Raw genomic sequence first — 24,774 nt, forward strand, 5'->3', positions numbered from 1 at the left:
TACTCAGAACCTCTCCGGCTTGACGAGGGCGAGGACGAGATAGCCCAGCAGGGCGACGGCCACGACGAGGCCGACGATGTTCTCGGCGGTCACAGCTTCGCCACCCCCCTGGCGATGAGGACCACCAGCGCGAACACCGCGATCGTGGTGACGACGAAGGCCACGTCGGCCATCGCATGCTCCTTGAAGAGGTTCGGAGAGGAACGGACACCACGAGAAAAGCGCACCCTCGGCGCGAAAGCGCCCCTCGTTGACGACCCCAATACGTCGCTGACGGCCTTACTGACGGCATCCATACGGCGCAGTGATCTGGGTCATGGCCATGACGGACGTCGGAAGCCGTATCTCGACCACACGTGATTGCTTGTTTTGCAGGTCAGGAATGGGTTCGCTCGTGCGTCAGGGAGGAGCGGCGCGGTCGACGGGTACTGGTGCACGCCCGTCTCGGTGACGCCGGTGACGGTTCGTGCCGATGGTCCAGCCCAGGCCGTCGTCAGGAGAACGAGCAACAACCTCGTGGCTGCGGCTGTGGCACTTACCGCTGCGCTGCCTCGTGCGCGAACTCTCCTCGATGTGCGCAGAGTCGTCGAGATCGGGATCTGCTCGCTTCCCGCCTCCAGCGCCTCCCGGATCCGCTCGAGCGCGCCGTGCTCGGGATCAAGGAGGTGGTCGAGAGCCTGCTTCAGATCGGCGCCGTTCTCGGCAGACCTGATCTTTTCGGTGAGCCGGAGAAGTTCCGCTCCGGCGACGTAGGGCCCGAGCGGATTCGCCGAGGGCGTGCGCCAAGCCGCTCGGCGAGTCGGGCTCGGCGAGTAGTTCGATCGGGGCTCCGTGACCTTCGCCCGCGATTGGTCGAGGGCTGACGTGGTCGCCACGTTCGCCGGGACCGTACAGGTACGAGAGCAGTCCCACGGTGTTGCTGGGGGCGCGCTGCAGGTGAGCGATCACGGCGTCGACCCCGAAGGAGTGGGGACAGGAGCAGGGCGTTCGGGCCGTCAAGCGAAGAGGATCCGTAGAAGCCGCGATGTGGCCCGGCCGGAGTTCGCTGGTAGATGCCGCCGCCTCTCCCGACGCATCGAGGCCATGTGAGGCGACCCGCTCGGGTGTGCTCGCTGTCGCTGGCATGTGTCGAGGCGGGGCGCCGGGCGGTCGGAAGTGGGGGTTCTCGGTCGGCCGGTCGGGCTCGGTGGCGGCTCGGAGCAGCCCGGCGAGGTCTCCGAGGCCGGAGGAGCGCTGGTCGGTCCACCACCCGGGGCGAGTAACGAAGCGCGCGGCCTCCTCGACCGCCTCCCACTCCGTCTCGTCGGTCTCGCGGTCTTCCCTGTCGGATCGACGTGTTTGAAGCGGATCGAGCAGGGGGAATTCGTGCCGGGTTGGCGTACGTTCCGGGTGCCGAGGGACCGCCGTGTGGTGCGTTCCCAGACAGCTCCACCACACCGGAGGTCTTCGCCATGATCAAGACCTGCCAGTGTCGACAACGCTCGTGATCAATACACCTAGCACCTGGCGTGGGGCGCCGAGTGAGTTGAGCGCGGCGAGAGCGGCCAGGCTCTCCGGTTGCTGGAACGGGCTCGTCGGCCGGAACTCAGACCGGCTGGTCCGGCACGTCCACAGCGTGACTCTGTGCCCGGCCGCCACCGGTGCGGTCGCCAGCGGCATGGACGTGGCCGCATCGAAGTTGGTTCCCGGGATGAAGGCGACTTCGCTGCCGGAACCCGCCGTGACTGCATGGGGCTGCTCGCCCTTCGCTTCCACCGTTGACCGCTCATGGGGTATCGGCCAGGCATCGAGGTGGTCGAAGCACCAGCGTCTGACGTACGCCGCCCGCTCGGCTTTCCTCCCGGAACGCTTCTCAGCGGGACGACTGCCCGGCATCGTACTGCTCGCGCCACTTGTCGATCAGGGTAGCCATCTCGCGCTGCATGAAGGCGTAGAAGTCCTGCATCTCGCCGAGTCGGCGCCCGGCGGTGCTGTTCGGCCCTGCCGCCTCGACGCCCTCGGTCGCCGCTTCTCCCATGATGGCGAGCATCGCGTTCTCCTTGCCCATCAGCGTGGCCCAGGCATGTTCGCGGAAGCGGTAGTGGTCACGCCGGCTGCCCGGGGCGGGGACGCGTTCGATCATGCCGGTCGGGATGAGCTGCTTGACCGCACCGGAGACTGCACCGGAGCTGATCTGGAGTGCCGCGCAGAGATCGGAGGCGGTCATGGTGTCTTCCTGACTGAAGAGCAGCGCGGTCATCACGCGTGCCGTGGTCTTCTGCATACCGCCCTGAGAAAGGGTCAGCGCCAGCTTCTCGGCAGCCTCGCGCAGGCGCGCGTCCGTCTCGTCCATGGATCCTCCTCGTTCGATGCCGCCAACCAGCTTAGCTAAATTTCTTAACACTCCAAAGATTTACAGATCTCTGAACACTCGATATGTTCGGAGGTATGGAGAACGCGATCGAGCTCCGTGAGCTCACCAAGACATACGGTTCCCGCCGCGGCCTGACGGGCCTGAACCTGGAAGTGCGCACCGGTGAGGTCTTCGGATTCCTGGGGCCCAACGGCGCGGGCAAATCGACCACCATCCGCCTGCTCCTCGACCTGATCCGCCCCACGAGCGGCTCGGCCACCGTCCTCGGCCTGGAGCCCCGGGCGGACGGTCTGGCGCTTCGGAGCCGGGTCGGCTACCTGGCCGGGGACTTCGCCTGCGACGGACGTCAGAACGTGCGCAGCTATCTGCGTTTCCTCGCCGCGCTGCGCGGCGGCGTGCCGCAACAGCGCATCGACGACCTCGCCGAGCGGCTCGGCCTGGATCAGAGCGCAATGATCAAGAAGCTGTCCCGGGGCAACCGTCAGAAGGTCGGTCTCGTCCAGGCGTTCATGCACCGTCCCGAGCTGCTGGTGCTGGACGAGCCCTCCTCCGGGCTGGATCCACTGGTCCAGCAGACCTTCCTCGCCATGGTCGCCGAGGTGGCAGCAGAGGGCCGGACGGTCTTCATGTCCAGCCACATCATGAGCGAGGTCGAAGCGGTTGCAGGCCGGGTCGGGATCATCCGCGACGGACGCCTGGTCGCCCTCGACACCGTCGCCGCCCTGCGCGCCGGAGCCGTCCGGGATGTCGAGGTCACCTTCGCGGCCCCTGTTCCGCGGGCTGCTTTCGATGGTCTGCCCGGCGGCGGTCTGCTGCGTCTCGACTGCGACGGCATGACCCTGAGCGGGCAGGTGACCGGCAGCCCCGACGCACTCGTCAAGGCCATCGCGGCCTATCCGGTGACTGGCCTGCGCGCCGGTGAACCCGCACTCGAAGAGCTATTCCACTCCTACTACGAGGGAGCGGAGGCCGCCCCCCGTGCAGCCACGGCTCCCGCCGGCGCCTCTTGAGCCGTTGGGGCGCCCTGCACCCACCGGCACCACGTGCACCGCTTCACCACCGCAGCCTCGACACCCGGAAGGCCGACACGATGAATACCGCAGTCCTCACCAAGTCCCTCGCCGACAACCGCCGCAGCTTCGCCGTCTGGGCGCTGGGTACGGCCGCCGTCGCCATGGCCTATGCGAGCACCTATCCTTCGCAGCGCGACAACACCGCCAGCCTTCCTGAGGCGATGCGCGAGGCTCTGCACATCGACGCGACAGCCGCTGGATACCTGCACGCCAGTGTCTTCGGGGTGATCCTGCCGCTGCTGGCCGTGACCTACGGAATCGCCGTTGGCACCCGTGCTCTCGCAGGCGAGGAGGAATCCGGGCGGCTCGACCTGCTTTTGGCCCATCCGGTCACCCGGACCAGGCTCGCGTTGCAGCGATTCGCATCGCTGGTCGCCGGAGCGGTAGCGATTTCCCTCCTCGTCTGGCTTGCACTGATCGCCATCCGGGACAGCGCCGAACTCACCAGTGTCACGCCAACCGAATTCCTCGCCCAGTGCCTGAACCTCGCTCTGCTCGCCATCACGTTCGGAGCGATCGCCCTCGCGATCGGCGCGGCCGTCGGCCGCAGGGCCGTCGCCCTGGCCGCCAGCGCGGCCATCGGGGTTCTCGCCTACACCGCGCACTCGTTCGCCGGGCAGGTCGGAGCCGGCTGGCTCGCTTACCTCTCCCCGTTCCACTACTACATCGGCGGTGAACCACTGAACCACGGCTTCCAGTGGGCTGACGGCACCGTCCTCGCCGCCATGACATCCGCGGTGATCACCATCGGCGTCGTGCGCTTCAACCACCGCGACCTCACCTGACCAACAGGGTGACGTGATCGGCGCGATGCGGAGGTACGCGCCGTGCGGAACACGACAAAGATAGGGTGACGGCCGCCGGATCATGCGCGTGTCGTCGACACAGTGTGCCTGGTCGTGCGGCCAGTGAGGCGAAGCCGAGGAAGGGCTGCCGCGGTGCCAGGACGGACGACACGGCTGTGGCGGTCGCTGGCAACCGTCCACCCGGCCCGTACGGTCGTGACAGCGTTCGCCTCGGTGATCCTGGCCGGGACCGTCCTCCTGTCGCTGCGCCTTCATCCCAGGAGAGCGGTGCGACCGGCATCGTCCCCTCCCTGTCCACTGCAACCTCGGCGGTCTGCGTCACGGGGCTCGCGGTGGTCGATACCGGGGCGTACTGGAGCGGCTTCGGCGAAGGCGCCATCCTCGCCCTCATCCAGGTCGGCGGCTTCGGCATCATGGCACTGGCCTCATTGCTCGCCCTGTTGGTCTCCGGGAAGCTGCGGCTCGGATGTAGCTGAACGCACAGGCGGAGAGCAAAAGCCTGGGTATCGGAGACGTCCGCCGTGTGCTGCTCGGAGTCGCGGGCAGCACTCTGGCCGTGGGATACAGCACCGTGGCCAGTCCGAATCCCTCTGCCACGGTGCTCCGCCTGCAGTATTCCTTTCGCCCCCCAAGGATCATGACCGCCATCATTCCCGGTGGCCTGGCACTCAGGGATGCCGAACGGTCGCTCAGGTTCAGTGGCCTGCCTCCAGAGCGGCCAGGTCGACCCAACCCACGCCCCGGTCATGAGCACGGGACAATCACCTTGAGTGCCGTCTGCAGCTCGGTGATCTCGCTGCTGCCGTGAGAGCTGCCCCTGTGGGTGCTGGCCGCGTCTGTTCTAGTTCTGCTGTGCCCGGCAGCCCTGATCCCCGCCTCCGACAGCCCCGTGGCCGCCGTGATCCTGGTGTTCGGCATGGCCTTGGCCGGGTTCACCGTCAACCCGGTCGTCACTCCCTCGCCGTCCGCTTCGGCGGCGACGCCCCCACCCTCACCTCGGCGCTGACCACCTCCGGCCACCACACCGGCATCGCCGCCGGTTCCCTCGTCGCCGGGCGGGCCCTGGGCTCCTCGCTAGGCCTGACCGGTCCGGCCCTGGTCGGCGCGGTCTTCGCCGCGCTCACCCTGCTGCCCCTGATCGCTCTCGCGCTGCGCGGCACCACTGGCCCGTCCCGGATCGTCGCCCACCACACCACCGACACCGCCGCCGAACCGGCAGCCACCGCCACCGCCACGGCTACGACCGAATACGGCTCGAGCGGGGTGAGGATCAACGCGGTGTGTCCCGGCACGATCAGCACCCCGATGGTCGACGCCATGGTCGAGGGCGGAGAACTCGACCGCGACCAGGCCGAAGGAGGCCAAGGCCAAGCCATCGACCGGCTCGGCACCGCCGAAGAGATCGCCCAGGCCGTCCTGTGGCTGTGCAACGACGGCGCCAGCTACGTCACCGGCGTCGCTCTCCCGGTCGACGGCGGCTACATCGCCCAGTAGCCCAGTGTCCATCTCGCTCGGGCCGCGCGACCGGCGAGGTCGGTGACGGTCTTCCGGGTGATCGAGTGGTGCTCCAGGTGGGTCTCGGCCTCCCGCAGCCGGGCCTGCAGTTCACCGATCTGGGCGCGGAGGTCGTCGGCCATGGCCCGGGTGGCTTCCTCCTGGACGCCGAGCGCGTCGAGCAGGGGCTGGAGGTTCACGCGCTCACCGCCTGCGGCTCACGCCAGGTGGGGGTGTTCGCGCCGGTGAGGCGGCGGGCCATGGGTGTCCGATGAATGGGGTGCCGCGCATGTGAACGAAGTGCTGTCCAAGGCCTTCCCCGAGGCCTACGCCAGCGGGCAGCTGAAGGCGTATCACGTGCCCGGCAACGGCATGAGTGGAATGAGTTCATGGCTGAAGTGATCGCAATGCTGGAAGAGCTCAGGGACATCACCCCGCTGACCGCCGAGGCTGCAGCGGCGCGGTTCTTGGCTCAGGAGTGGACGCCCGGGAGCAAGGTCCGTGACGGTGTGGAGACGTCGTGGGACAAGGGCAAAGTCGGGGGCTGGATCCAGACGTTCGGCGGTGGGGCGGTCAGCGTCTCGTTCTTCGTCTGGATCCGCGACGTCGACGAGTCGGGCTACTTCGACGACGTGGAAGCCGTCTACGAGGAGGGGGGCCAGGTGCTGGCCGACTTCCTCCCCGAGATCGAGGAGTCCCCGCTTGCCGGCCACCTCATCGAGGCCGAGGTGACGGAGGCGGACAGGGGCGAGTTCATCAAGCTGAAGAAGTGGACCCTCGGCGGCCGGATTCTGACCGCCGGTGTGATCCAGCATGACACCGATCTTCCGGTGATGGTCATGGTGGTGCTGGAGGAGCCCGGCGCTGCCTGACTGAGCCCGTACGCCAGGGCGCCCGCGTCTCCATGCGATGCCAGTCAGTGAGGGCGAAGGGGAGGCGCGGACCCCTCTGGAACATGCCGACACGCGGGACAACATGAGCGCACCCAACCAGTGCCTTCTGAACAGGCGAAACAACTTCTGGCGGCACTCCCGGGCACGGTGTGTCAGGACCGCTCGTGTACTCGCAGTGCGTAGGTCCCAGGTCCGAGTCGCAGGGACTTTTCAGGGACTTTCAGCTCTGTCGGAGGGACGGACGAGGGAGTTTTCGCAGTACAAGCACGGAAGGCTGCGACAGCGCTGAAAGGCTCAGGGCTTCGGGCCCGCGCATCCGCGGCGTCGCTCCGTAGCGCTCCGAAACGGCGGCGGGTCGGCAGTAGGGACGAGACTCTTCGGTCCGCACACGGTCCTGACGTCGGGGAACGTGCGCCGGCGGGCCCGGCTGCGTGAGCGCCGGACCCGCCTCCGGGACGTTCAGTAGGCGTAGAACCCCGACCCCGTCTTGCGGCCGAGGCGGCCCGCGTCGACCATGCGCTGGAGCAGCGGGGGAGCGGCGTACAGCGGCTCCTTGTACTCCGCGTACATCGAGTCCGCGACCGAGGCCACGGTGTCCAGGCCGATCAGGTCCGCGAGCTTCAGCGGCCCCATCGGGTGGGCGCAGCCCATCTCCATGCCGTTGTCGATGTCCTCGCGGCTGGCGATGCCCGACTCGAACATCCGGATCGCGGAGAGGAGGTACGGGATCAGCAGCGCGTTCACGACGAAGCCGGACCGGTCCTGGGCGCGGATCGGGTGCTTGCCGAGCACGTCCTGCACGACGGCCTCGGCGCGCTTGATGGTCTCGTCCGAGGTGGTCAGCGCCGGGATCAGCTCGACGAGCTTCTGCACCGGGGCCGGGTTGAAGAAGTGGATGCCGATGACCCGGTCCGGGCGCGAGGTGGCGACGGCCAGCTTCACCAGCGGGATCGAGGAGGTGTTGGAGGCCAGGATCGCGTCCTGCCGGGTCACCACCTGGTCCAGCACCTGGAAGATCTCGGTCTTGACCTGCTCGTTCTCCACGACGGCCTCGATGACGAGATCGCGGTCGGCGAACTCCCCGAGATCGGTCGTGAAGCTCAGCCGGCCGAGGGTCTCGTCCCGCTCCTCCGCCGTGATCTTGCCGCGCTCGGCGGCCTTCGAGAGCGAGTTGTGCAGACGGGTGCGGCCGATCTCCAGTGCTTCGCCGGTGGTCTCGGCGACCTTCACTTCGAGGCCGCTGCGCGCGCACACCTCCGCGATACCTGCGCCCATCTGGCCACAGCCCACCACTCCGACGCGTGCAATGTCGGCCATAGAGTCCGTCACCTCGTGCCTTTCGCTGTTCTCCGTATCGCAGGGTCCCGTGTGATTCCGGTGCCCGCCTCGACCCCACGACGTTACTCCGAATGCCGACGCGGACGTCCCGCGGGTCAGCGCCGCTACGGGTGGGCATGATGCGGTTACGTAGAGCTATCGAGTCGGGTGCGGGACGTGGTGGGAGAGGTGGACCAGGATGCGGCGTACGGGTGTGGCCAGGAGAGCCTTCGTGCTGAGCGCGGCCGGACTGCTGGCGGCGATGACGACGGCCGGTGACGTGGTGGCCTCCCCGGCGGGGGGAACCTCACCGGCCGGGGGAAGGAGGGGCGGCGGGCGGCTGGGGGCGGCGCCGGGGCAGCTGCGCGGCATGTGGATCGCCACGGTCGCCAACATCGACTGGCCCTCGAAGCCGGGCCTCACGGCGGTGCGGCAGGAGGCCGAGCTGTTCGCATATCTGGACCGGGCGGTCGAGCTGCGGCTCAACGCGGTGATGCTCCAGGTCCGGCCGACCGCCGACGCCCTGTGGCCGTCGCCGTACGAGCCGTGGGCCGAGTGTCTCACCGGGCGGCAGGGCGAGGACCCGGGCTGGGACCCGCTCGGCACGGCGGTGCGCGCGGCGCACGACCGGAGCCTGGAGGTGCACGCCTGGTTCAACCCCTACCGGGTGGCGAACCACACGGACCTCACCCGCCTCGTCGCCTCCCACCCGGCCCGGCTGAACCCGGGCTGGACCGTGCCGTACGGCGGGAAGCTCTACTACAACCCCGGGCTGCCGGAGGTCCGCCGGTTCGTCCAGGACGCGATGCTGGACGCCGTGCGCCGCTACGACATCGACGCGGTGCACTGGGACGACTACTTCTACCCGTACCCGGTGGCCGGGCAGTCCTTCGACGACGACGCCGCGTTCGAGCGGTACGGCGGCGGCTTCGCGGACCGGGCGGCCTGGCGGCGTGACAACATCGACCGGCTCGTGCGCGAGACGGGGCAGCGGATCCGGCGGATCAAGCCGCACGTCCGCTTCGGCATCAGTCCCTTCGCGGTCTGGCGCAACAAGGAGACCGATCCGCTGGGTTCGGACACCCGGGCGGGCGTGCAGACCTACGACGACCTGCACGCCGACACCCGTAAGTGGGTCCGCGAGGGGTGGATCGACTACATCTGCCCGCAGATCTACTGGCACATCGGCCAGACCGCCGCCGACTACGCGAAGGTGCTGGCCTGGTGGAGCGGGACCGTGCGGGGCACGGGCGTCGGTCTGTACGTGGGCGAGGCGCTGTACAAGGCGGGCGACCCCGCCCAGGCGGCCCCCTGGCAGGACCCGGCGGAGCTGTCCCGCCACCTCACCCTCGCCCGGGGGTACGAGGAGGTGGGCGGCCATGTGTTCTTCTCGGGGAAGAGCGTGATGGCGGACCGGATCGGCGCGATGCGGCGCGTGGTGGCCGACCACTACCCGGACCGGGTCCGGCTCTACCCGGACCGGGGCCGCACCTATCCGCACCACGGCCGTCCTTCGGGGTGGGCCGGGAGCTGAGGAGGGGGGCGGGGGCCTGCGGGGCCGGGGCCCGGTGTGCGGGTCCCGGCCCGGCGCGCTCCTACTGCGGCTGATCGTCCTTCGGCGCGTCCCTGTGCTGGACGACGCTGTCGGGACCGGGTGACATCAGGTGTTCGTGGCCGTCGTCGAAGCGGATCCGGTACGGGGGAGCGCCCCCGTCACCGAGCACTTCGATGATCTCGGCGACCCGGTCGTGCTGTCCCACGGTCCTGCCGTGCACCAGCAGCCGGTCGCCCGTGTGTGCCTCCATCGGGAGCGACCTCCTCACAGGGGGAGACGGTTTCCGTGTCGACAAGTCTATGACCGTACGGTCCGGGATTCCCGTCCTGTGCGGCGGCCGGCCCGCTGGGTGGCGGCGATGCACGCGAGCACGGCCACCGCCGCGACCGGGGCCGCCGCCGAGATCTCCTCGCCGAGCAGGAGGAAGGACCACACGAGCGTCAGCAGCGGCTGGGCGAGTTGGAGCTGACTGGCCCGGGCGACGCCGATCGCCGCCATGCCGCGGTACCAGACGTACAGCCCGAGGAAGGTCGACCCGGCGGCGACCCAGACCAGGCCGATGACACCGTGGGCGTTCAGGTGCACGGGTTCGAGCGGCAGGGCGACCAGGCTGCCCGCCACCGCGAGTGGCAGGCACAGGACCAGGGCCCAGCCGACCACCTGCCACCCCGGCATCTCCCGGGCCAGCCGGCCGCCCTCGGTGTACCCGGCCGCGCACACGAGCAGCGCGCCGAACAGGTACAGGTCGCCGGAGGCGAGCGCCCCGCCGCTCTGCTGCACGGTGAAGGCGATCACCACGGCCGCCCCTGTGAGGGCCGCGACCCAGAACGTGCGCGACGGCCGTTCCCCGGTACGCAGCGACCCGAGCGCCGCCGTGGTCAGCGGCAGCAGGCCCACGACCACGGCCGCGTGCGAGGTGGTGGAGGTCTGCAGGGCCAGCGTCGTCAGCAGCGGGAAGCCCACCACCACCCCGCCCCCGACGACCGCGAGCCCGGCCCGGTGCCGCCGCTCGGGCAGCGGCACCCGTCCGGCCAGCAGCACACCGCCCGCGATCAGGGCGGCGAGCACACTGCGCAGGGCGACCAGCGACCAGGGGCCGAAGCTCTCCAGGCCCCAGGCCGTGCCCGGGAAGGTGAGCGAGAACGCCACGACGCCGAGCCCGGCGAGCACGGTGCCGCCCCGGCCGGCCGAGGGCCCCGGTGCGGTCCGGCGGCTCGCCGATGCGCTCCCGGCCGCGTCCCCGGCGGTGCTCCGGGCCGAGTTCGCCGTGGTCGGGGAAGCGGTTCGAGGAGTGGGGGCCGGCTCGGCGACCGCTATCGATGAAGGCGGGGTAGCGCTATCCTGTGCTCTCATGCAAGAGCGTAGCAGCGTCGCCGAACTGGTCACTTGTCTGCGGGCCGAGCTCAACCGCTACTCACCCGGTGGAAAGCTGCCGTCCAGTCGCGCACTCGTCGAACGGTTCCGGGTCAGCCACGTCACCGTCTCCCGCGCCATCGCCCAGCTCGCCGCCGAGGGGCTCGTCACGACCCGCCCCGGCTCCGGCGCCTTCCGCGCGCACCCCCGCACCGAGCTGCCCGCCCCGGGCGACACGTCCTGGCAGGAGGTGTCGCTGAGCGGCGACGGCGGGCCCGAGGTGGTGCCGCGCACCGTCGACGCCTCCGGGGTCCTGGTCACCCTCGCCGCACCGCCGCCCGGCGTCATCGAGTTCAACGGCGGCTACCTCCACACCTCGCTCCAGCCCGAGCGGGCGCTCTCCGCGGCCTTGGCCCGCGCGGGCCGCAGACCGGGCGCCTGGGGCCGTCCCCCGACGGACGGGCTGCCCGAACTGCGGTCCTGGTTCGCCCGCGAGATCGGCCCCGCGGTCTCCGCCGCCGACGTCCTGATCACCGCCGGTGGCCAGAGCGCCCTGGCCACCGCGCTGCGCGCGCTCGCCCCGCCGGGCGCCCCGGTCCTCGTGGAGTCGCCCACCTACCCCGGGATGCTCGCCGCCGCCCGCGCCACCGGGCTGCGCCCCGTCCCGGTGCCGATGGACGCCGACGGGGTCCGCCCCGAGCTGCTCGCCGACGCGTTCCGGGCGACCGGCGCCCGGGTCTTCGTCACCCAGCCGCTCTTCCAGAACCCCACCGGGGCCACCCTCGCGCCCGCCCGCCGCCCCGAGGTCCTGGCCATCGCCCGTGCGGCCGGGGCGTTCGTGGTCGAGGACGACTTCGCCCGCCGGCTCGTCCACGACGACGCCGGACCGCTCCCCGCGCCGCTGGCCGCCGACGATCCCGATGGCGTCGTCGTCCACGTCTGCTCGCTGACCAAGGTCACCTCGCCCAGTCTCCGGGTCGGCGCCCTGGCCGCCCGGGGCCCGGTGCTGGAACGCCTGCGGGCCATCCAGGTCGTCGACAGCTTCTTCGTACCCCGCCCGCTCCAGGAAGCCGCCCTGGAACTCGTCGGTTCCCCTTCCTGGGGCCGTCACCTGGCGGCCGTCGCCACCGAGCTGGGGCACCGCCGTACGGCCATGGCGGCGGCCATCCGCGGCGAGCTGCCGGAACTCACGCTGCCGCACCTCCCGGCGGGCGGCGGCAGCCTCTGGCTCCGGCTCCCGGGCGGCGGCGCGGGAGCGGGCGCCGACGAGCCGGCCGTCGTCTCGGCCGCGCTGCGCGCCTCGGTCGCCGTCGCCCCCGGCCGCCCCTACTTCTGCGCCGAACCCCCGGCCGGACACATCCGCCTGAGCTTCGCCGGGGTCTCCGGAGCGGCCGAGATCGCGGAGGGCGTCCGCCGCCTCCGTACCGCTTTCGACGGCCTCCCGGACAGCTGAACGCGGCACCCGCCGCACGGGCCCTCTTGACCAAACAGGCGTTCGGCCTCACGATCCCGCCATGACGCTTCGGGTCTCCCTGGTCGCAGCGGCGCGCAGCTCCTCCCGGCTGGCCGAACGCTTCGACGACGACCGGCCGCTCGATCAGGCCGGCTGGCACGAGGTGCAGCTCGTCGCCCACACGCTCGTCCCGCTCGCCGCCGCCGAGCTGCGCTACTGCTCGCCCACCCCGCGCAGCCGCGCCACCGGGGATGCCCTCGGCTTCGCGCCGATGGCTCAACCGGCCCTGCGCGACTGGGAGATGGGCCGCTGGCGCGGGCTGACCCTGGGCGAGGTCACCGCCCGGGAACCGGCCGCCGTGGACCTCTGGCTCGCCGACCCGCGCAGCGCCCCGCACGGCGGCGAGTCGATGCTCGGCTTCATCGGGCGGGTAGGCGGCTGGCTGGACACCCGCCCGGCCGACGACGGCCTCGTCGTCGCGGTCGCCGAACCCGCCGTGATCCGGGCGGCCCTCGTCTACGCCCTCAACGCCCCGCCCTCCGCGTACTGGAACGTCGACGTCCGCCCGCTGTCCACTATCACGCTGACCGGCCTGCCGGGCCGCTGGAGCCTGAGCCTGGAGGCGGGCATCCGCTGACCCGCGCGGCACCGCCCACCGCCGCGCCTCCCTCCGGCCATCCGCTCTTCCCTCCGGTCCGACCAGTCGGTACGTTGCGGGGGCGTCCGGTTCCGGTGTCCGCCGCCGGAGACGCGTCCACCACGAGGGAGGCTCCGTGCCGCAGATCCACGGCCACTGCGACGACCGGTTCGCCGGGGTCCGGGACGCCTTCGAGGAGAACTTCACCGACCGCGGCGAACTGGGCGCGGCGGTGACCGTCCTGGTCGACGGCGCACCGGTGGTCGACCTGTGGGGCGGCTGGGCCGACGCCGCCCGCACCCGCCCCTGGGAGCGGGACACCGTGGTCAACGTCTGGTCCACCGGCAAGGGCCCGACCGCGCTCTGCGCCCATGTCCTGGCCGACCGGGGCCTGCTCGACCTGGACGCCCCGGTCGCCGCCTACTGGCCGGAGTTCGCCGCGAACGGCAAGGAATCCGTCCTCGTACGCCACCTCCTCTCGCACCGCTCCGGAGTGGCCGGGCCCGACACCCCGCTCACCCTGGAGGAGCTGTACGACTGGGAGACGGCCTGCGCCCGGCTCGCCGCCACCGCACCCTGGTGGGAGCCCGGAACCCGCTCCGGCTACCACGCGATCAGTTACGGATTCCTCGTCGGCGAAGTGGTCCGCCGGATCACCGGGCTGCGGCCCGGGGCGTTCCTCCGGCAGGAGATCACCGGCCCGCTCGGCATCGACTTCACCTTCGGCCTCCCGGAGAGCGAGACCCACCGGCTCGCCGAACTCGTCCAGGAGCGCCCCGACCGGGCCGCCCAGGCGGCCCTCCTGGAGCGGATGACCCCGGTCGCCGTCGCCTCCCTGCTCAACCCGCCCACCGGCCGGGCCGCCGCCAACACGCCCGCCTGGCGCGCCGCGGAGATCCCCGCCGCCAACGGCCACGGCACCGCCCGCGCGATCGCCGCTCTCTACGGGATCCTGGCCGGACGCGGCAGCCTCGACGGCCGCCGGATCCTCTCCGAGGAGGCCGCCGCCCGCGTCGGCGAAGGACAGGGGGCCTGCCGCGACCTCGTCCTCGGCGACGGCTTCGCCCACGAGACGGAGCTCGGCCTCGGCCTCTGGCTGAGCGGCGCGAACCGCTCGTACGGCCCCGACCCACGGGCGCTGGGCCACGACGGCGCGGGCGGCTCCTGCGGGCTGGCCGACCCGGATGCCTCAATCGCCCTCGGCTACGTCATGAACCGGATGGGCTCCCGGCTCGCCGACGACCCACGCAAGACGGCCCTGGTGAACGCCGTGTACGCGGCCCGTCGGGGGACCGCCGGAGGGTGAGCGGATCCGGACATCCGACGTGCTGACCCAACCCGGGTTTCACCTGCGGTTGCCAGGAATGTGAGGATGTCACCATGACAACCAAGGTCTACTTCGACATCACCATCGACGACGCGCCCGCAGGGCGGATCACGTTCAACCTGTTCGACGACGTCGTCCCCAAGACGACGGAGAACTTCCGCGCGCTCGCCACCGGCGAGAAGGGCTTCGGCTACGCCGGCTCGTCCTTCCACCGCGTCATCACGGACTTCATGCTCCAGGGCGGTGACTTCACCCGCGGTGACGGCACCGGCGGCAAGAGCATCTACGGCGAGAAGTTCGCCGACGAGAACTTCAAGCTCAAGCACGACCGGGTCGGCCTGCTCTCGATGGCCAACGCCGGCCCGAACACCAACGGTTCGCAGTTCTTCATCACCACGGTGCTCACCCCGTGGCTGGACGGCAAGCACGTGGTCTTCGGCGAGGTCGCCGACGAGGACAGCATGGCCCTGGTCCGCAAGATCGAGGCCGTCGGCTCCGGCAGCGGCCGCACCAGCGCCAAGGTCACCATCGCCGAGTCCGGCGTTCTCTGACCGACCCGGTCGCCCGACGGGCCCGTGGCAGGGCCGTTCCCCCCGACGTACGCGTCGGCGGAACGGCCGGCCGCGGGCCCGCGGCATGTTCCGGCCGTTTCCGCGGTGCCCGCCCCCGCGATCGGGCAGTATCCGAGATGTCCACGAGCGGGGGCTGACCCACCGGGTCGCGGGCACCGCCACCCTGATTCCCTGGACGGACATCGAGGGGATCGGGTCCGCCTCGGCCGAGGACGGGCGCCCGCTGGCCGAGGCCCGGGGGATGGGCTTCGGCTTCGCCATCGAACTACGGAGCGCGCGGAAGATCCGGGTGGACACGTTCACCGAGGACGCGCGGGAACTGGCCGAGACGATTCACCGTGCGGTCAGCCTCGGCGAGTTTCCGCAGGGCCGGGGCCGCCGGCCCTGCCACCAGGCGCGCCCGGCCGCCGGACGACCGTTGTCCATCACCGGACCGCTGACCGCCGGACTACTGGTCGCCGGACTGCGCGGCCCGCTCGGCGTTGCGCTCCTTGATGCGAGCGGCCTCCTTGCGCACCTCGGCCTGCGTGGCGCGCTCCTTCTGGAGCCACTCGGGCATCTCGTCCTTGAGCGCGTCGATCTGCTCGGTCGTGAGCGGCTCGGTGACCCCGCCGCGGGCGAGCCCCGCGATGGAGATGCCGAGCTTCGACGCGACGACCGGGCGGGGGTGCGGACCGGTGCGGCGCAGCTCCACCAGCCAGGCGGGCGGGTCGGTCTGGAGGGCGTTGAGCTCGGTGCGGGAGACGGCACCCTCCTGGAAATCGGCGGGGGTGGCCTGGAGGTACACACCCAGCTTCTTCGCCGCCGTGGCGGGCTTCATGGTCTGGGCGGTCTTGTGCGACGTCATGGGTCCAGGGTATCGACCATGGGACATACCTCCGACCACCGACCGGTAGCCTGGTTCCGTGACAGGCTCGGACATCCCCTCATCCTTCAGGCTCGCGTACGTTCCCGGCGTGACGCCCACCAAGTGGGTGAGGGTCTGGCACGAGCGGCTGCCCGACACCTCCCTGGAGCTCGTCCAGGCCACCGCCGCCGAGGCGCCGGACCTGCTGGCGGGCCGTGGCGCCGACGCCGGACTCGTACGGCTCCCGGTCGACCGGAACGTCCTGAGCGCGATCCCGCTCTACACCGAGACGACCGTCGTCGTGATCCCCAAGGACCATGTCGTGACCGCCGCCGACGAGGTGGCGCTCGCCGAGCTGGCCGACGAGATCGTGCTGCACCCGCTGGACGACGTCCTCGACTGGGAGACCCTGCCCGGCCGCCCCGCCGTCGAGCGTCCGGCGACCACGGCGGACGCGATCGAGCTGGTGGCGGCGGGCGTGGGCGTCATCCTCGTCCCGCAGTCCCTGGCCCGCCTCCACCACCGCAAGGACCTCACCTACCGCCCGGTCCCGGACGCCCCCGAGTCGCGCGTCGCCCTGTCCTGGCCCGAGGCGGAGGAAACCCCCGACCTGGTGGAGGAGTTCATCGGGATCGTCCGCGGGCGCACCGTCAACAGCACCCGCGGCCGCGCGGCCGCCCCGGCGAAGGCCAAGGAAAAGGCGAAGGACAAAGCCAAGGACAAGGCCAAGGCCAGGAGCAAGCGGGCCGCCGGCGGCGGGGCGGGCGGCGCCCGGAACAAGCCCGCGGCGGGCAGGAAGCCGCAGTCGGGCGGCCGGGCCGGCGGCCAGAGCGGCAAGCGCGGAAAGCCGCGGGGCCGGTAGCGCGTCCGGATCCGCACCGTAACGCCACCCCACGGCGGTTGCCTCGTTGACCGGGCAACCGCCGTATGCAGGGGAGCGTCCGTCCGATGCCGAACATCCGCCGACCGATGCCGAACACCGGCAGCAGCCCGTCGCAGAGCACCCGCGGCCTGCTGCCGGACACCCACAGACCTTCGCGGGGCACCCGCACGTCGTTGCCGGGCACCCGCAGACCGCTGCCGGGCGCGCGCAGAACCCGGGACCTCGGGCTCGTCGGGATGCTGCTCATCGCCGTGGCCTTCGCCGGACTCCAGCTGACGGCGGTCACCGGACGCGCCTCGCCCGACACGAAGAACTACCTCTCCTACGCCCTGAGTCTGAGCGGCGAGAGTCGTGCGGAAGCGGGCCGCCGGGCCATCGGCTACTCCTGCGCCAGCGGGCAGCACGGGCCCCTGGACTCCATCCCCTGGACCAGCCGGAAGGCCGCGGGCGAGTCGGAGGAACAGTGCGTGCGCCGGCTGACCGACTCGGTCGCGTACTGGTCCCGCCACGGCAACACATCCGGGATGACCGCCCCGTTCGCCAACCAGCGGTTCATGTCCATCTTCGAGGCCCGGCCAGGCTATCCGCTGTTCCTGGTCCCCTTCGTGACCGTGTTCGGCGCCACCTGGGGCCTCTGGCTCGCCGGGCTCGTCGTCGCGCTGGCCGGAAGCGTCTGCGTGCTGCTCACCCTCCGTGCCGCGGGCGCCTCCCGGCGCGCCGGTCTGGCCGGGCAGGCCCTGTACCTGGCCCTGCCCACCGGCACCGTCGCGATGAACCCCCTGAGCGACGGGCTCTCCCTGGCGCTCGGCACGGCGGTCCTCCTCGGCTGCGTCCTGCTGCTGCGGGACCGGCCACGCACCGGCGCGGCGCTCGTCGCGGGCGGCCTGGCCCTGATGTTCCTCGTCCGGTACTCGCAGGCACTGCTGCTGGCAGCCGCTCTCGCGGGTGTCTTCCTGGCCTGGTCCGGGTGGCTGCGCCTGAAGCGGCGGCGGCCCACTCCCGTACTGCGGGCGGCCGGACTGTGCGGTGTGCTGGCGGCGTTCGTCTACGCCGGGGCGCATCTGCTGTCCTGGCCCATGGGCCAGGACAGCGCCCAGGATCTGCTGACCCACCACTACCAGCGCCCCGATCTGCCCGACCCCTGGCCCGAGTTCTTCGTCCAGGAGCGGGTCTTCTGGACGGCGTGGCTCTGGCGTCAGGCCACCTACCCGGTCCTTCCGGTTCTGCTCGCGCTCTCGGCCTGGGCGCTGCTGCGGCGGCGCTCCGTGGTGCTGCCCGTGGCCCTGGCGGCGGGGGTGGCGGGCCTCCTCAACCAGGCGGGCCACCCGAACCTCGACCAGCTCCTCGGTCACCGCCTCATCGTGTTCGTCTGGCTGCTGCCCGTCCTGGCGGTCCCGTTGCTCCTGGACCGGCCGGCCGCACCCGCCCCCGTGTCCGGGCGAGGGCCGTCACCCGACCTCGCGGAGCCGGAGAACGTACGCGGCGGTCAGCGCGACGGCGCGGTCGGCGTCGGCCAGCAGCTCCCCGAGGGCATGTGAGGCAGCCGCCCCCGGGACGCCCGCCAGCGCCTGGGTCAGCCGCCCGCGCGCCGACGCGGAGGTGGTGTCGTGGGCGAGGCGGTCGACGAGCGCGGCCGTGATCCGGTCCGCCGCCGTGTCGTCGTCGGCCAGCACGCTCAGCGCGTCGGCCGCGTCGGTGTCGTTCCTTCCGGCCACGACCATGTCGACGAGCTCCGGGACCGCGTCCGTCTCGCCCTGTGTCCCGAGCGCCAGAGCGGCGTGGCCGCGGACCACCGCATCGGGGTGCGCGAGGGCGTCCCGCAGCAGCGCGGTGGCCTCGCCGCCGGGCATCTCGGCGAGCGACCGTACGGCACGCTCCCGCACCGCGGCCTCCGGTGAGCCGAGCCCCCGGGCCAGCAGCGCCGGTCCGCCGCCGCCCGCCCGGGCCAGCGCCCAACGGAGGGCCCCCGCCACGTTCGGGTCGCTCTCGCCGAGCGCCGCCTCGGCCAGGGCCTCCACGGGAACCTCGGCGACCGGGGCGAGGGCCGCGCGCTGGCGTGCGTCGGCGTTCTTCGACCCCAGGGCACCCAGGAGCGTGACGACCTGGAGGACGTCCTCCCAGCCGGCCGGATCCGTGGCACGGACCCGGCGCAGCCGCGTGAGCAACTCGGTCTCCGCCGCGATGCGTTCACGCGTCCGGCGGATGAGGTCGCCGACGAGCGCGGACGGGGTGAAGCCGGGATCGTCGAGAGCGCGCCCGATCTCGCGCAGCGACAGCCCCATCGCCCGCAGGCTCTCGACATGGAAGATCCGCTGGATGTCCGCCCCGGAGTACTCCCGGTAGCCGGACCCGGTGCGGCCCGAGGGCCGCGCCAGACCGAGCGACTCGTAGTGCCGGAGCATCCGGGCACTGACCCCGGACCGCCGCGCGACCTCACCGATCAGCACGCTTCACGGCCCTTCCTCGCCGGAGCGGATGGCGGCCCGGGCCCCCTCGGACCCGCCGGTCTCGCCCGAACCGCCGGAGGCCTCGGTCTCGCCGGAGCCGCCGGAGTCCCCGGGCCCGCCGGAGCCGACGGAGTCCCCGGGCCCGCCGGAGCCGCTGGAACCGCCGGAACGTCCGGGATCGCCGGAACCGGAACCGGAGCCGAGGGCGACGACCCGCTTCGCCTCCTCCAGCGCGAACGTGAATCCGGCGTCCGGATCGCGCAGCAGCCGATCCGTGGCGAGCGCATGCGCGCGTACCCGCGGGTCGGGGTCCTTCGCCGGGGCGGCCAGAGCCGACGCCATCGCGTCCCCGAGCGCGATCAGCGCCCGGCTGAGACTCAGCCGCGTCGCCGGCCCGCCGCGCCCGAGCTGCGTCGCCAGCAGCGCGCCCAACGCGACCTCCTCCTCTTCCGGTACGAGCACGACCGCCGCCCGCCAGGCGCTCCGCGCCACCTCGTCGTCGGCGTCGGACAGGAGCGCCCGGGTGATCGCCGGCCACGCCCGCCTGTCCCCGATCTTGGACAGCGTGTGCAGCGCCTGGCTCCGCGCCGACGCCCGCTCCGAGCGGACCTCCCCGAGCAGCCGGGGAAGCGTGACGGACACCGGGTGACGGGTGAGCGCCCAGGTCAGCATGTCCCGGACGAAGAAGTCGGGCTCGACGGCACACCGCTCGACGAGCTTGTCGACGAAGCGGGGGTCCGGCGTCGTGCCGACGGCCAGCGCGGCCCGCAGCCGTACGGCCGAACGACCGTCCTCCAGCCCGCGAAGCGCCCGTACCGTGCCGGCGTCCACGTCCACGTCCGCTTCCGCTTCCGCGTCCACGTCCGTACTCGTGCCCATGCCCCTGTCGTGTCCCGTGACCGTCATCGAGACCACCTCCTCGACCAGCAGTGAAGAGCTTGTCACCGTGTCAAGGTCAAACCGGAGCGGCCGGTCCCCGGCTCACGGCCCTCGCCAGACGTTGGCGAAGGCCGTGTTCTCGATGGTCCGCCGCTGGCGTACGGCCTCCAGCTCCATCACCGCTTCATGGACGGTGGCGACCACGGTGGTCACCGTCTCGTCGTCGAGGCGGGTTTCGTCGTCATCGGACCCGGCCCCGTCGAGACCCACGGCCGACGCGAGGGAGGCCAGAACGGGGTCGCCCTCCTCCCGGCGGGCGACGGCGCGGCGGCGGGCGGGCGTATCCACCAGCTCCACCTGCTTCGGGCCGAAGGGCAGCAGACCGCTCCGCTTCTGCGTGAGCTCGCCGTCGCGTTCCAGAGCGTCCTGGTAGGCGGCCGAGAGGTCCCGGCCGCGGCGCCACAGCCAGTCCTCGATCCGCTCGTAGGGCGGTTGCCGGGTGAGCCCCGCCGCTGCCTCGCCGAGCAGCCGGTCGTCCGGCGCCGACGAACCGCCCGGCACGATGAGGTCGCCGTCCACGGTGATGGTTCCCGCACCGATGAGATCGAGGAGTTCGGCTCCCGCGAGCGCGAGCGACAGATCGCCCTGCCCCACGGCGTGCTCCGGCTCCGGGTCCATGGCGATGATGAACAGGTCTTTCGCCGTGGTCATGTACGGCTCCCCTCAGAGGCATCGACAAGGCGGGGCCCCACCGTCCGCCCCGGCCGGGAGCCGGTTCGGCGGCGAGGCGACCGCTACGACCAGTATCGCCCCCGCCCGCCCGACGGCCTCGGCGGCAGCCGAGCCGGAGCCGAAGAAGTCGATGGCCACGGACTGGAGTGATCCCTAGGCTGAGCCGATGAGCCACGGGAAAACGTCGTACGTCTGCCTCTCCTGCCGGGTGTCCTACAAGCAGCCCCACGACAGGGCCAGGCAGCGGACCTGCCCGAACTGCGCGGAGCCTATGATCCACGCCGGATCGGCGTTCGCGGCACCGCGGCGGCGGGACGTCGCGGAGTGGCGGGCCCTCACCGTGCTGCTCAACGCGGGCGTGGGTTTTCACAAGAGCTGCTGCGGCGGGCCGGGTTTCCGGCCCCGAGGGCTGCGTGAGGTGCGCGAGCGGATGACGTACGCACAGCGCAGCGGTACGCCGCTCGCCGAGGCGCTCGTACGGTACGACGTGCCGTAACGCGCGAGGGGGGGAGCGGACGAACGTTCCGGTAAGCGTCATGACGCCGCGTCCGCCCGGTCCTGCGAGGCGTCCGCCTCCCGTTCTTCCTCGGTCCGTTGCTTCGGCGCGCCCCGCCCACGCGTACGGTCCATCTCGCGCCACTCCGGCCGCAGTCCGGCCAGATTCGTGGTGAGGAAGTACACGGCTCCGCAGGCGAGCAGCACCGGTGCCAGTCCGGCGGCGGTCACCGCCGCTCCGGCAATCAGCGCACCGAGCGGGATCCCGGACCAGGCCAGCGAGTCGCCGAGGGCGTTGACGCGGCCCAGCAACCGGCGTGGCACCCGTTCGACGAGGGCTGCCCCCAGCACGGGGTTGACGAAGCCCGCGCCGAACCCGCTGAGCGCGAAGACCGCCAGGACCGCCCCCAACGGGGCATCGAGGGCGAGGACCAGGAATCTCGGCGCCCCGGCCAGCAGAAACCCGGTGAGGACCACCACCCGCCGCCGCAGCTGGTGTGCGACCGCCGCGGCGATCAGGCTCCCGCCGACCCCCGCGGCCCCCATCACGCTGCCCATCAGGCCGATCGCGGCCGGCCCGTTGCCGGACTCCCCGGCCCAGACGGGCACGAGCACCGAGATGAACGCGGCGTCCAGCAGATTGGTGATGCCGACCATGACGGTGACGGTGAGCAGCAACGGTTCGCCGCGCAGGAAGGCGAAGCCTTCACCGAAGCGCCGCCAGTAGCCCGGTTCCGATGTCCCGGGCGGTGACGTGGGCTCCTTGGTCGAGTGCCCGGTGCCGGTGGGCAGCGCGAGTCCGATGATCACCGAACCGAGGGCGAAGCAGCCCGCGTTGACGGCGAGTGCGGTGAGCGGGCCGAGCAGCGCCACCAGTGACCCGCCGACCGCCAGGCCGACGGTGGAGGCGAGCCGCTCGACCACGCCCGACAGACCGGTGGCCCGCTCCAACGGCACCCGGCCGCGCTCGGCCGCTTCCGGGACCATCACCTCTTTCGCCGAATCGCCGGGCCCCCGGGCCGCGCCGATCAGGGCGACCAGAGCCAGCAGAAGGGGAAAGGAGAGCAGGTCCCGGGCGTGGAGCAACGGAATCGCGGCGGCGGCGGTCGCACTGGCCAGATCGGTGGTCCAGGAAACCGCCCGCGGGCCGATCCGGTCCACCAGCGGGCCGGCGAACGCCTTGACCACCGCATAGGGCGTCATCTCGCAGAAGGCGACGAGTCCGGTCTGGGTGGCACTGCCGGTCGTGACGAGCACGAACCAGGGCAGGGCCACCACGGAGATCCGCGTGCCGGTCAGCGACACGGCCATCGCCGCCAGCACCCCGGCCAGCGGCCGTAAGGACCTCCTGCCGGATAAGCCGTCGGCCTTCGAGGGCTCGTCCGTCATGGTGTCGGGCCTTCTTCCGCTTCCTGGGGTCCGGAAGAGGGTGACGGCGCGGCGGGCACGCCCGGTTCGGGCATGACCTGGGTGATCACGGCGACCCGTTCGGCCCCCTCGGGGGCGCTCGCCGCGGAATCCGGGTCGTCCCGCCGGTAGCGCGCGATGACGTCCTTCAACTCCCGGTCCAGGGCGATGGCTTCCTCGGGGGTGAGGCGCAGGGCCCAGTCGCTCATGTCGAAGGTGCCGCGCCAGGCGCGGGGCATCGTCTGCAGCCCGTTCAGGGTCTGCTGCGTGCGCAGGGTGTGGATCGCGGCGACAGACTGCAGATAGGCCAGTGCGGCATCGGGCTCCCGCTCGGCCAGTTCCGGATCGCTGAACCGGATCGTCCGGTGCACCGAACGCCACCAGCGCTCCCGCGCGTTGCCGCGTTCCGTGTCCTCCTCGACGAAGCCCGCCGCGCCGAGCTGACGCAGGTGGTAGCTGGCCGTACCGGAGTTCACCCCCAGCCGCTCCGCGAGGCGGGTGGCCGTCGACGGGCCGTACTTCCGCAACACCCCGACCAACTGCACGCGTACGGGATGCGCCAGCGCACGCAGCCCCTTGGCATCCAGAACCACCGCGTCCGCGTAGATGTCCGGGCCGTCCGGCCTCTCTGCTGTAGGCGTCATGCGGCACACGCTAGTCCGCGAAGAACTCTTCGCAAAGGGTTCTTCGCAAAGATATGTTCGCGAAGAGCTCTTTGTGATGGGCTGAGGTGTGCTGTGGCCCGGCGCCGTTCACTGCGGTTCGTTCGCGAGACACCGGGCCGCTAGGGTCGCTCGCGTGACTACCGCGATCGTCGTCGGCAGTGGGCCCAACGGGCTCGCCGCCGCTGTCGTCCTCGCCCGCTCGGGGGCCCGCGTCACCGTGCTGGAGGCGGCCGACGAGATCGGCGGCGGCACCCGCTCGGGCGAGGACGTCATGCCGGGACTGCTGCACGACCACTGCTCGGCCATCCACCCGATGGCAGCCGGTTCGGCGTTCCTGCGGAGCCTCGATCCGGAGCGGCACGGGTTGGTCTGGCGTCGGCCGGAGATCGACTGTGTCCACCCGCTCGACGGCGGCGAGGCCGGCGTGCTGCACCGCTCGGTGGAGGAGACGGCCGCCGGGCTCGGCCGGGACGGTTCCCGCTGGCGGCTGGCGTTCGCCGGGCCCGCGGCCCGCTTCGACCTGCTGGCCGAGGACATCATGGGGCCGCTGCTGCGCCTGCCCGGGCACCCGCTCGCCCTGGCGCGGTTCGGCCTGCCGGCCCTGTTGCCGGCCTCGGCCGTCGCGCGCCTGTTCACCACCGAGCGCGGCCGGGCGTTGTTCGGCGGGGTGGCGGCGCACGCGTTCCGGCCGCTGCACCACCCGCTCTCCGCCGCCATCGGCCTGGGCATCATCACGGCCGGGCACCGGCACGGCTGGCCCGTCGCCGCCGGCGGATCGCGGTCGATCGCGGTGGCGTTGGCCTCGGCCCTCGCCGAACACGGCGGCACCATCGAGACCGGCGTCGAGGTGCGGCGCGTACAGGACCTGCCACCCGCCGACATCACGATGTTCGACCTCGCGCCACGCGCCGTCGCCGACATCGTCGGCGACCGGCTGCCCGCCCGCGTCGCCCGCGCCTACCGGCGCTTCCGGCACGGACCGGGCGCCTTCAAGGTCGACTTCGCGGTCGAGGGCGGCATCCCGTGGACGAACCCGGACGCCCGTCGGGCCGGCACGGTCCATCTCGGCGGCCCGTACGCGGAGACCGCCGCCGCCGAACGGGACATCCACGCGGGCCGCATGCCCGAGCGGCCGTTCGTCCTCGTCGGCCAGCAGTACCTCGCCGACCCCCAGCGCTCCGCCGGCGACATCCACCCCGTCTACAGCTACGCGCACGTGCCCCACGGTTACACCGGCGACGCGACCGGGGCGGTGATCGGCCGGATCGAACGGTTCGCCCCCGGATTCCGGGACCGCGTCGTCGGCCACGTGGCGCGATCCACCACGGCCATGCACGCCCACAACCCCAACTACGTGGGCGGCGACATCGTCACCGGCGCCAAGGACCCGCGCCAACTGGTCCTCGGACCGCGGTCGACGCTCTCCCCGTACGACACCGGTGTCCCCGGCATGTACATCTGCTCGGCCGCCACCCCGCCGGGACCGGGCGCGCACGGCATGTGCGGCGTCAACGCGGCGGAGACGGCCCTGCGCCGCCTCCACCGCGCCCGCCCGGCGTAACCCCCGCCCGACCGCGACCGGTAAT

27 protein-coding genes and 1 pseudogene are annotated in these 24,774 nt (G+C 71.9%); 15 read left to right on the forward strand and 13 right to left on the reverse strand.

The window, feature by feature from the left end; genetic code table 11:
* Positions 1 to 3: 3 nt before the first annotated feature.
* The 3 genes from kdpF to AC0VY3_RS12610 form a co-directional block, all read right to left on the reverse strand.
* The gene (gene kdpF, locus AC0VY3_RS12600; protein ID WP_018845955.1) at positions 4 to 93 is read right to left on the reverse strand and encodes a K(+)-transporting ATPase subunit F; all 90 of its coding nucleotides are present in this window, start codon (positions 91 to 93) and stop codon (positions 4 to 6) included.
* Complete coding sequence (locus tag AC0VY3_RS12605) at positions 90 to 227, reverse strand: hypothetical protein (protein ID WP_242737359.1); 138 nt, start codon at positions 225 to 227, stop codon at positions 90 to 92. The genes kdpF and AC0VY3_RS12605 overlap by 4 nt, the downstream gene beginning before the upstream one ends.
* Positions 228 to 1,852: 1,625 nt before the next feature.
* Complete coding sequence (locus AC0VY3_RS12610) at positions 1,853 to 2,332, reverse strand: GbsR/MarR family transcriptional regulator (protein ID WP_103507605.1); 480 nt, start codon at positions 2,330 to 2,332, stop codon at positions 1,853 to 1,855.
* 95 nt (positions 2,333 to 2,427) lie between these two features.
* Here AC0VY3_RS12610 and AC0VY3_RS12615 point away from each other — a divergent pair, with 95 nt between their 5' ends.
* The 4 genes from AC0VY3_RS12615 (at position 2,428) to AC0VY3_RS12630 (ending at position 5,726) form a co-directional block, all read left to right on the forward strand.
* A complete protein-coding gene (locus AC0VY3_RS12615) occupies positions 2,428 to 3,363 on the forward strand; it encodes an ABC transporter ATP-binding protein (RefSeq protein WP_475549619.1) in 936 nt (311 codons plus the stop codon).
* A gap of 80 nt (positions 3,364 to 3,443) precedes the next feature.
* A complete protein-coding gene (locus AC0VY3_RS12620) occupies positions 3,444 to 4,211 on the forward strand; it encodes an ABC transporter permease subunit (RefSeq protein WP_475549620.1) in 768 nt (255 codons plus the stop codon).
* Between the two features lie 353 nt (positions 4,212 to 4,564).
* The gene (locus AC0VY3_RS12625) at positions 4,565 to 4,708 is read left to right on the forward strand and encodes a hypothetical protein (RefSeq protein ID WP_181010733.1); all 144 of its coding nucleotides are present in this window, start codon (positions 4,565 to 4,567) and stop codon (positions 4,706 to 4,708) included.
* Positions 4,709 to 5,084: 376 nt separating this feature from the next.
* Positions 5,085 to 5,726: an SDR family oxidoreductase gene (locus AC0VY3_RS12630; protein WP_258047050.1), complete on the forward strand. Its 642-nt coding sequence runs from the start codon at positions 5,085 to 5,087 to the stop codon at positions 5,724 to 5,726.
* Here AC0VY3_RS12630 and AC0VY3_RS12635 read toward each other — a convergent pair.
* On the reverse strand, positions 5,711 to 5,926 hold the full coding sequence (locus AC0VY3_RS12635; protein ID WP_103507607.1) for a hypothetical protein: 216 nt from the start codon (positions 5,924 to 5,926) through the stop codon (positions 5,711 to 5,713). The genes AC0VY3_RS12630 and AC0VY3_RS12635 overlap by 16 nt on opposite strands.
* 64 nt (positions 5,927 to 5,990) lie before the next feature.
* Between AC0VY3_RS12635 and AC0VY3_RS12640 the strand changes: the two genes are divergently transcribed.
* Positions 5,991 to 6,128: a hypothetical protein gene (locus AC0VY3_RS12640; protein WP_181010734.1), complete on the forward strand. Its 138-nt coding sequence runs from the start codon at positions 5,991 to 5,993 to the stop codon at positions 6,126 to 6,128.
* Positions 6,116 to 6,598 carry a hypothetical protein gene (locus tag AC0VY3_RS12645; protein ID WP_103507608.1) on the forward strand — a complete coding sequence of 161 codons (483 nt, stop codon included), beginning with the start codon at positions 6,116 to 6,118 and terminating at the stop codon, positions 6,596 to 6,598. The genes AC0VY3_RS12640 and AC0VY3_RS12645 overlap by 13 nt, the downstream gene beginning before the upstream one ends.
* Before the next feature lie 480 nt (positions 6,599 to 7,078).
* Here AC0VY3_RS12645 and AC0VY3_RS12650 read toward each other — a convergent pair whose 3' ends face one another.
* Positions 7,079 to 7,936, reverse strand: a complete 858-nt coding sequence (locus AC0VY3_RS12650; RefSeq protein WP_032775571.1) for a 3-hydroxybutyryl-CoA dehydrogenase — start codon at positions 7,934 to 7,936, stop codon at positions 7,079 to 7,081.
* Between the two features lie 199 nt (positions 7,937 to 8,135).
* Between AC0VY3_RS12650 and AC0VY3_RS12655 the strand changes: the two genes are divergently transcribed.
* Positions 8,136 to 9,470, forward strand: coding sequence for a glycoside hydrolase family 10-like protein (locus tag AC0VY3_RS12655; RefSeq protein WP_475549621.1), 1,335 nt, complete (start codon positions 8,136 to 8,138; stop codon positions 9,468 to 9,470).
* A gap of 61 nt (positions 9,471 to 9,531) precedes the next feature.
* On the opposite strand, the gene AC0VY3_RS12660 is transcribed toward AC0VY3_RS12655, so the two are convergent.
* Positions 9,532 to 9,741, reverse strand: a complete 210-nt coding sequence (locus AC0VY3_RS12660) for a DUF1918 domain-containing protein (RefSeq protein WP_103507610.1) — start codon at positions 9,739 to 9,741, stop codon at positions 9,532 to 9,534.
* Positions 9,742 to 9,788: 47 nt separating this feature from the next.
* Positions 9,789 to 10,844 carry a DMT family transporter gene (locus AC0VY3_RS12665; protein WP_258047051.1) on the reverse strand — a complete coding sequence of 352 codons (1,056 nt, stop codon included), beginning with the start codon at positions 10,842 to 10,844 and terminating at the stop codon, positions 9,789 to 9,791.
* On the opposite strand from AC0VY3_RS12665, the gene AC0VY3_RS12670 reads away from it, so the two are divergent.
* The 4 genes from AC0VY3_RS12670 to AC0VY3_RS12685 all read left to right on the forward strand — a co-directional run bounded on the left by AC0VY3_RS12670 (position 10,843) and on the right by AC0VY3_RS12685 (position 14,812).
* A complete protein-coding gene (locus AC0VY3_RS12670) occupies positions 10,843 to 12,297 on the forward strand; it encodes an aminotransferase-like domain-containing protein (protein ID WP_475549622.1) in 1,455 nt (484 codons plus the stop codon). The two genes, AC0VY3_RS12665 and AC0VY3_RS12670, sit on opposite strands and share 2 nt — an antisense overlap.
* 61 nt (positions 12,298 to 12,358) lie before the next feature.
* Positions 12,359 to 12,934: a histidine phosphatase family protein gene (locus AC0VY3_RS12675; RefSeq protein WP_030088384.1), complete on the forward strand. Its 576-nt coding sequence runs from the start codon at positions 12,359 to 12,361 to the stop codon at positions 12,932 to 12,934.
* A 136-nt stretch (positions 12,935 to 13,070) separates the two neighbouring features.
* The gene (locus AC0VY3_RS12680) at positions 13,071 to 14,240 is read left to right on the forward strand and encodes a serine hydrolase domain-containing protein (RefSeq protein WP_475549623.1); all 1,170 of its coding nucleotides are present in this window, start codon (positions 13,071 to 13,073) and stop codon (positions 14,238 to 14,240) included.
* 74 nt (positions 14,241 to 14,314) lie between these two features.
* On the forward strand, positions 14,315 to 14,812 hold the full coding sequence (locus tag AC0VY3_RS12685) for a peptidylprolyl isomerase (protein WP_475549624.1): 498 nt from the start codon (positions 14,315 to 14,317) through the stop codon (positions 14,810 to 14,812).
* Positions 14,813 to 15,281: 469 nt separating this feature from the next.
* On the opposite strand, the gene AC0VY3_RS12690 is transcribed toward AC0VY3_RS12685, so the two are convergent.
* Positions 15,282 to 15,680: a DUF5997 family protein gene (locus AC0VY3_RS12690; RefSeq protein WP_103513108.1), complete on the reverse strand. Its 399-nt coding sequence runs from the start codon at positions 15,678 to 15,680 to the stop codon at positions 15,282 to 15,284.
* A gap of 58 nt (positions 15,681 to 15,738) precedes the next feature.
* Here AC0VY3_RS12690 and AC0VY3_RS12695 point away from each other — a divergent pair, with 58 nt between their 5' ends.
* Together AC0VY3_RS12695 and AC0VY3_RS12700 are read left to right on the forward strand one after the other, a co-directional pair.
* Complete coding sequence (locus tag AC0VY3_RS12695) at positions 15,739 to 16,542, forward strand: LysR family substrate-binding domain-containing protein (protein ID WP_475549625.1); 804 nt, start codon at positions 15,739 to 15,741, stop codon at positions 16,540 to 16,542.
* A gap of 86 nt (positions 16,543 to 16,628) precedes the next feature.
* Complete coding sequence (locus tag AC0VY3_RS12700) at positions 16,629 to 18,101, forward strand: hypothetical protein (protein ID WP_475549626.1); 1,473 nt, start codon at positions 16,629 to 16,631, stop codon at positions 18,099 to 18,101.
* Here the strand turns inward: AC0VY3_RS12700 and AC0VY3_RS12705 are convergent.
* The 3 genes and pseudogenes from AC0VY3_RS12705 to AC0VY3_RS12715 form a co-directional block, all read right to left on the reverse strand.
* Positions 18,012 to 19,010, reverse strand: a complete 999-nt coding sequence (locus AC0VY3_RS12705) for a MerR family transcriptional regulator (protein WP_475549627.1) — start codon at positions 19,008 to 19,010, stop codon at positions 18,012 to 18,014. The two genes, AC0VY3_RS12700 and AC0VY3_RS12705, sit on opposite strands and share 90 nt — an antisense overlap.
* A gap of 171 nt (positions 19,011 to 19,181) precedes the next feature.
* Positions 19,182 to 19,916 (reverse strand): annotated as a pseudogene (locus AC0VY3_RS12710) (HEAT repeat domain-containing protein); the annotation flags it as partial.
* A gap of 75 nt (positions 19,917 to 19,991) precedes the next feature.
* Positions 19,992 to 20,600, reverse strand: a complete 609-nt coding sequence (locus tag AC0VY3_RS12715) for a GOLPH3/VPS74 family protein (protein WP_475549628.1) — start codon at positions 20,598 to 20,600, stop codon at positions 19,992 to 19,994.
* Between the two features lie 187 nt (positions 20,601 to 20,787).
* On the opposite strand from AC0VY3_RS12715, the gene AC0VY3_RS12720 reads away from it, so the two are divergent.
* On the forward strand, positions 20,788 to 21,117 hold the full coding sequence (locus tag AC0VY3_RS12720; protein WP_103513112.1) for a deoxyxylulose-5-phosphate synthase: 330 nt from the start codon (positions 20,788 to 20,790) through the stop codon (positions 21,115 to 21,117).
* A gap of 38 nt (positions 21,118 to 21,155) precedes the next feature.
* On the opposite strand, the gene AC0VY3_RS12725 is transcribed toward AC0VY3_RS12720, so the two are convergent.
* Together AC0VY3_RS12725 and AC0VY3_RS12730 are read right to left on the reverse strand one after the other, a co-directional pair.
* Complete coding sequence (locus tag AC0VY3_RS12725) at positions 21,156 to 22,505, reverse strand: MFS transporter (protein ID WP_103513113.1); 1,350 nt, start codon at positions 22,503 to 22,505, stop codon at positions 21,156 to 21,158.
* Positions 22,502 to 23,167 carry an ArsR/SmtB family transcription factor gene (locus AC0VY3_RS12730; RefSeq protein ID WP_103513114.1) on the reverse strand — a complete coding sequence of 222 codons (666 nt, stop codon included), beginning with the start codon at positions 23,165 to 23,167 and terminating at the stop codon, positions 22,502 to 22,504. The genes AC0VY3_RS12725 and AC0VY3_RS12730 overlap by 4 nt, the downstream gene beginning before the upstream one ends.
* Positions 23,168 to 23,321: 154 nt before the next feature.
* Between AC0VY3_RS12730 and AC0VY3_RS12735 the strand changes: the two genes are divergently transcribed.
* Positions 23,322 to 24,749 (forward strand): phytoene desaturase family protein, encoded by a 1,428-nt coding sequence (locus tag AC0VY3_RS12735; protein ID WP_475549629.1) that lies wholly within the window; start codon positions 23,322 to 23,324, stop codon positions 24,747 to 24,749.
* Positions 24,750 to 24,774 lie beyond the last annotated feature (25 nt).

Source organism: Streptomyces sp. iso_384, assembly GCF_056172905.1.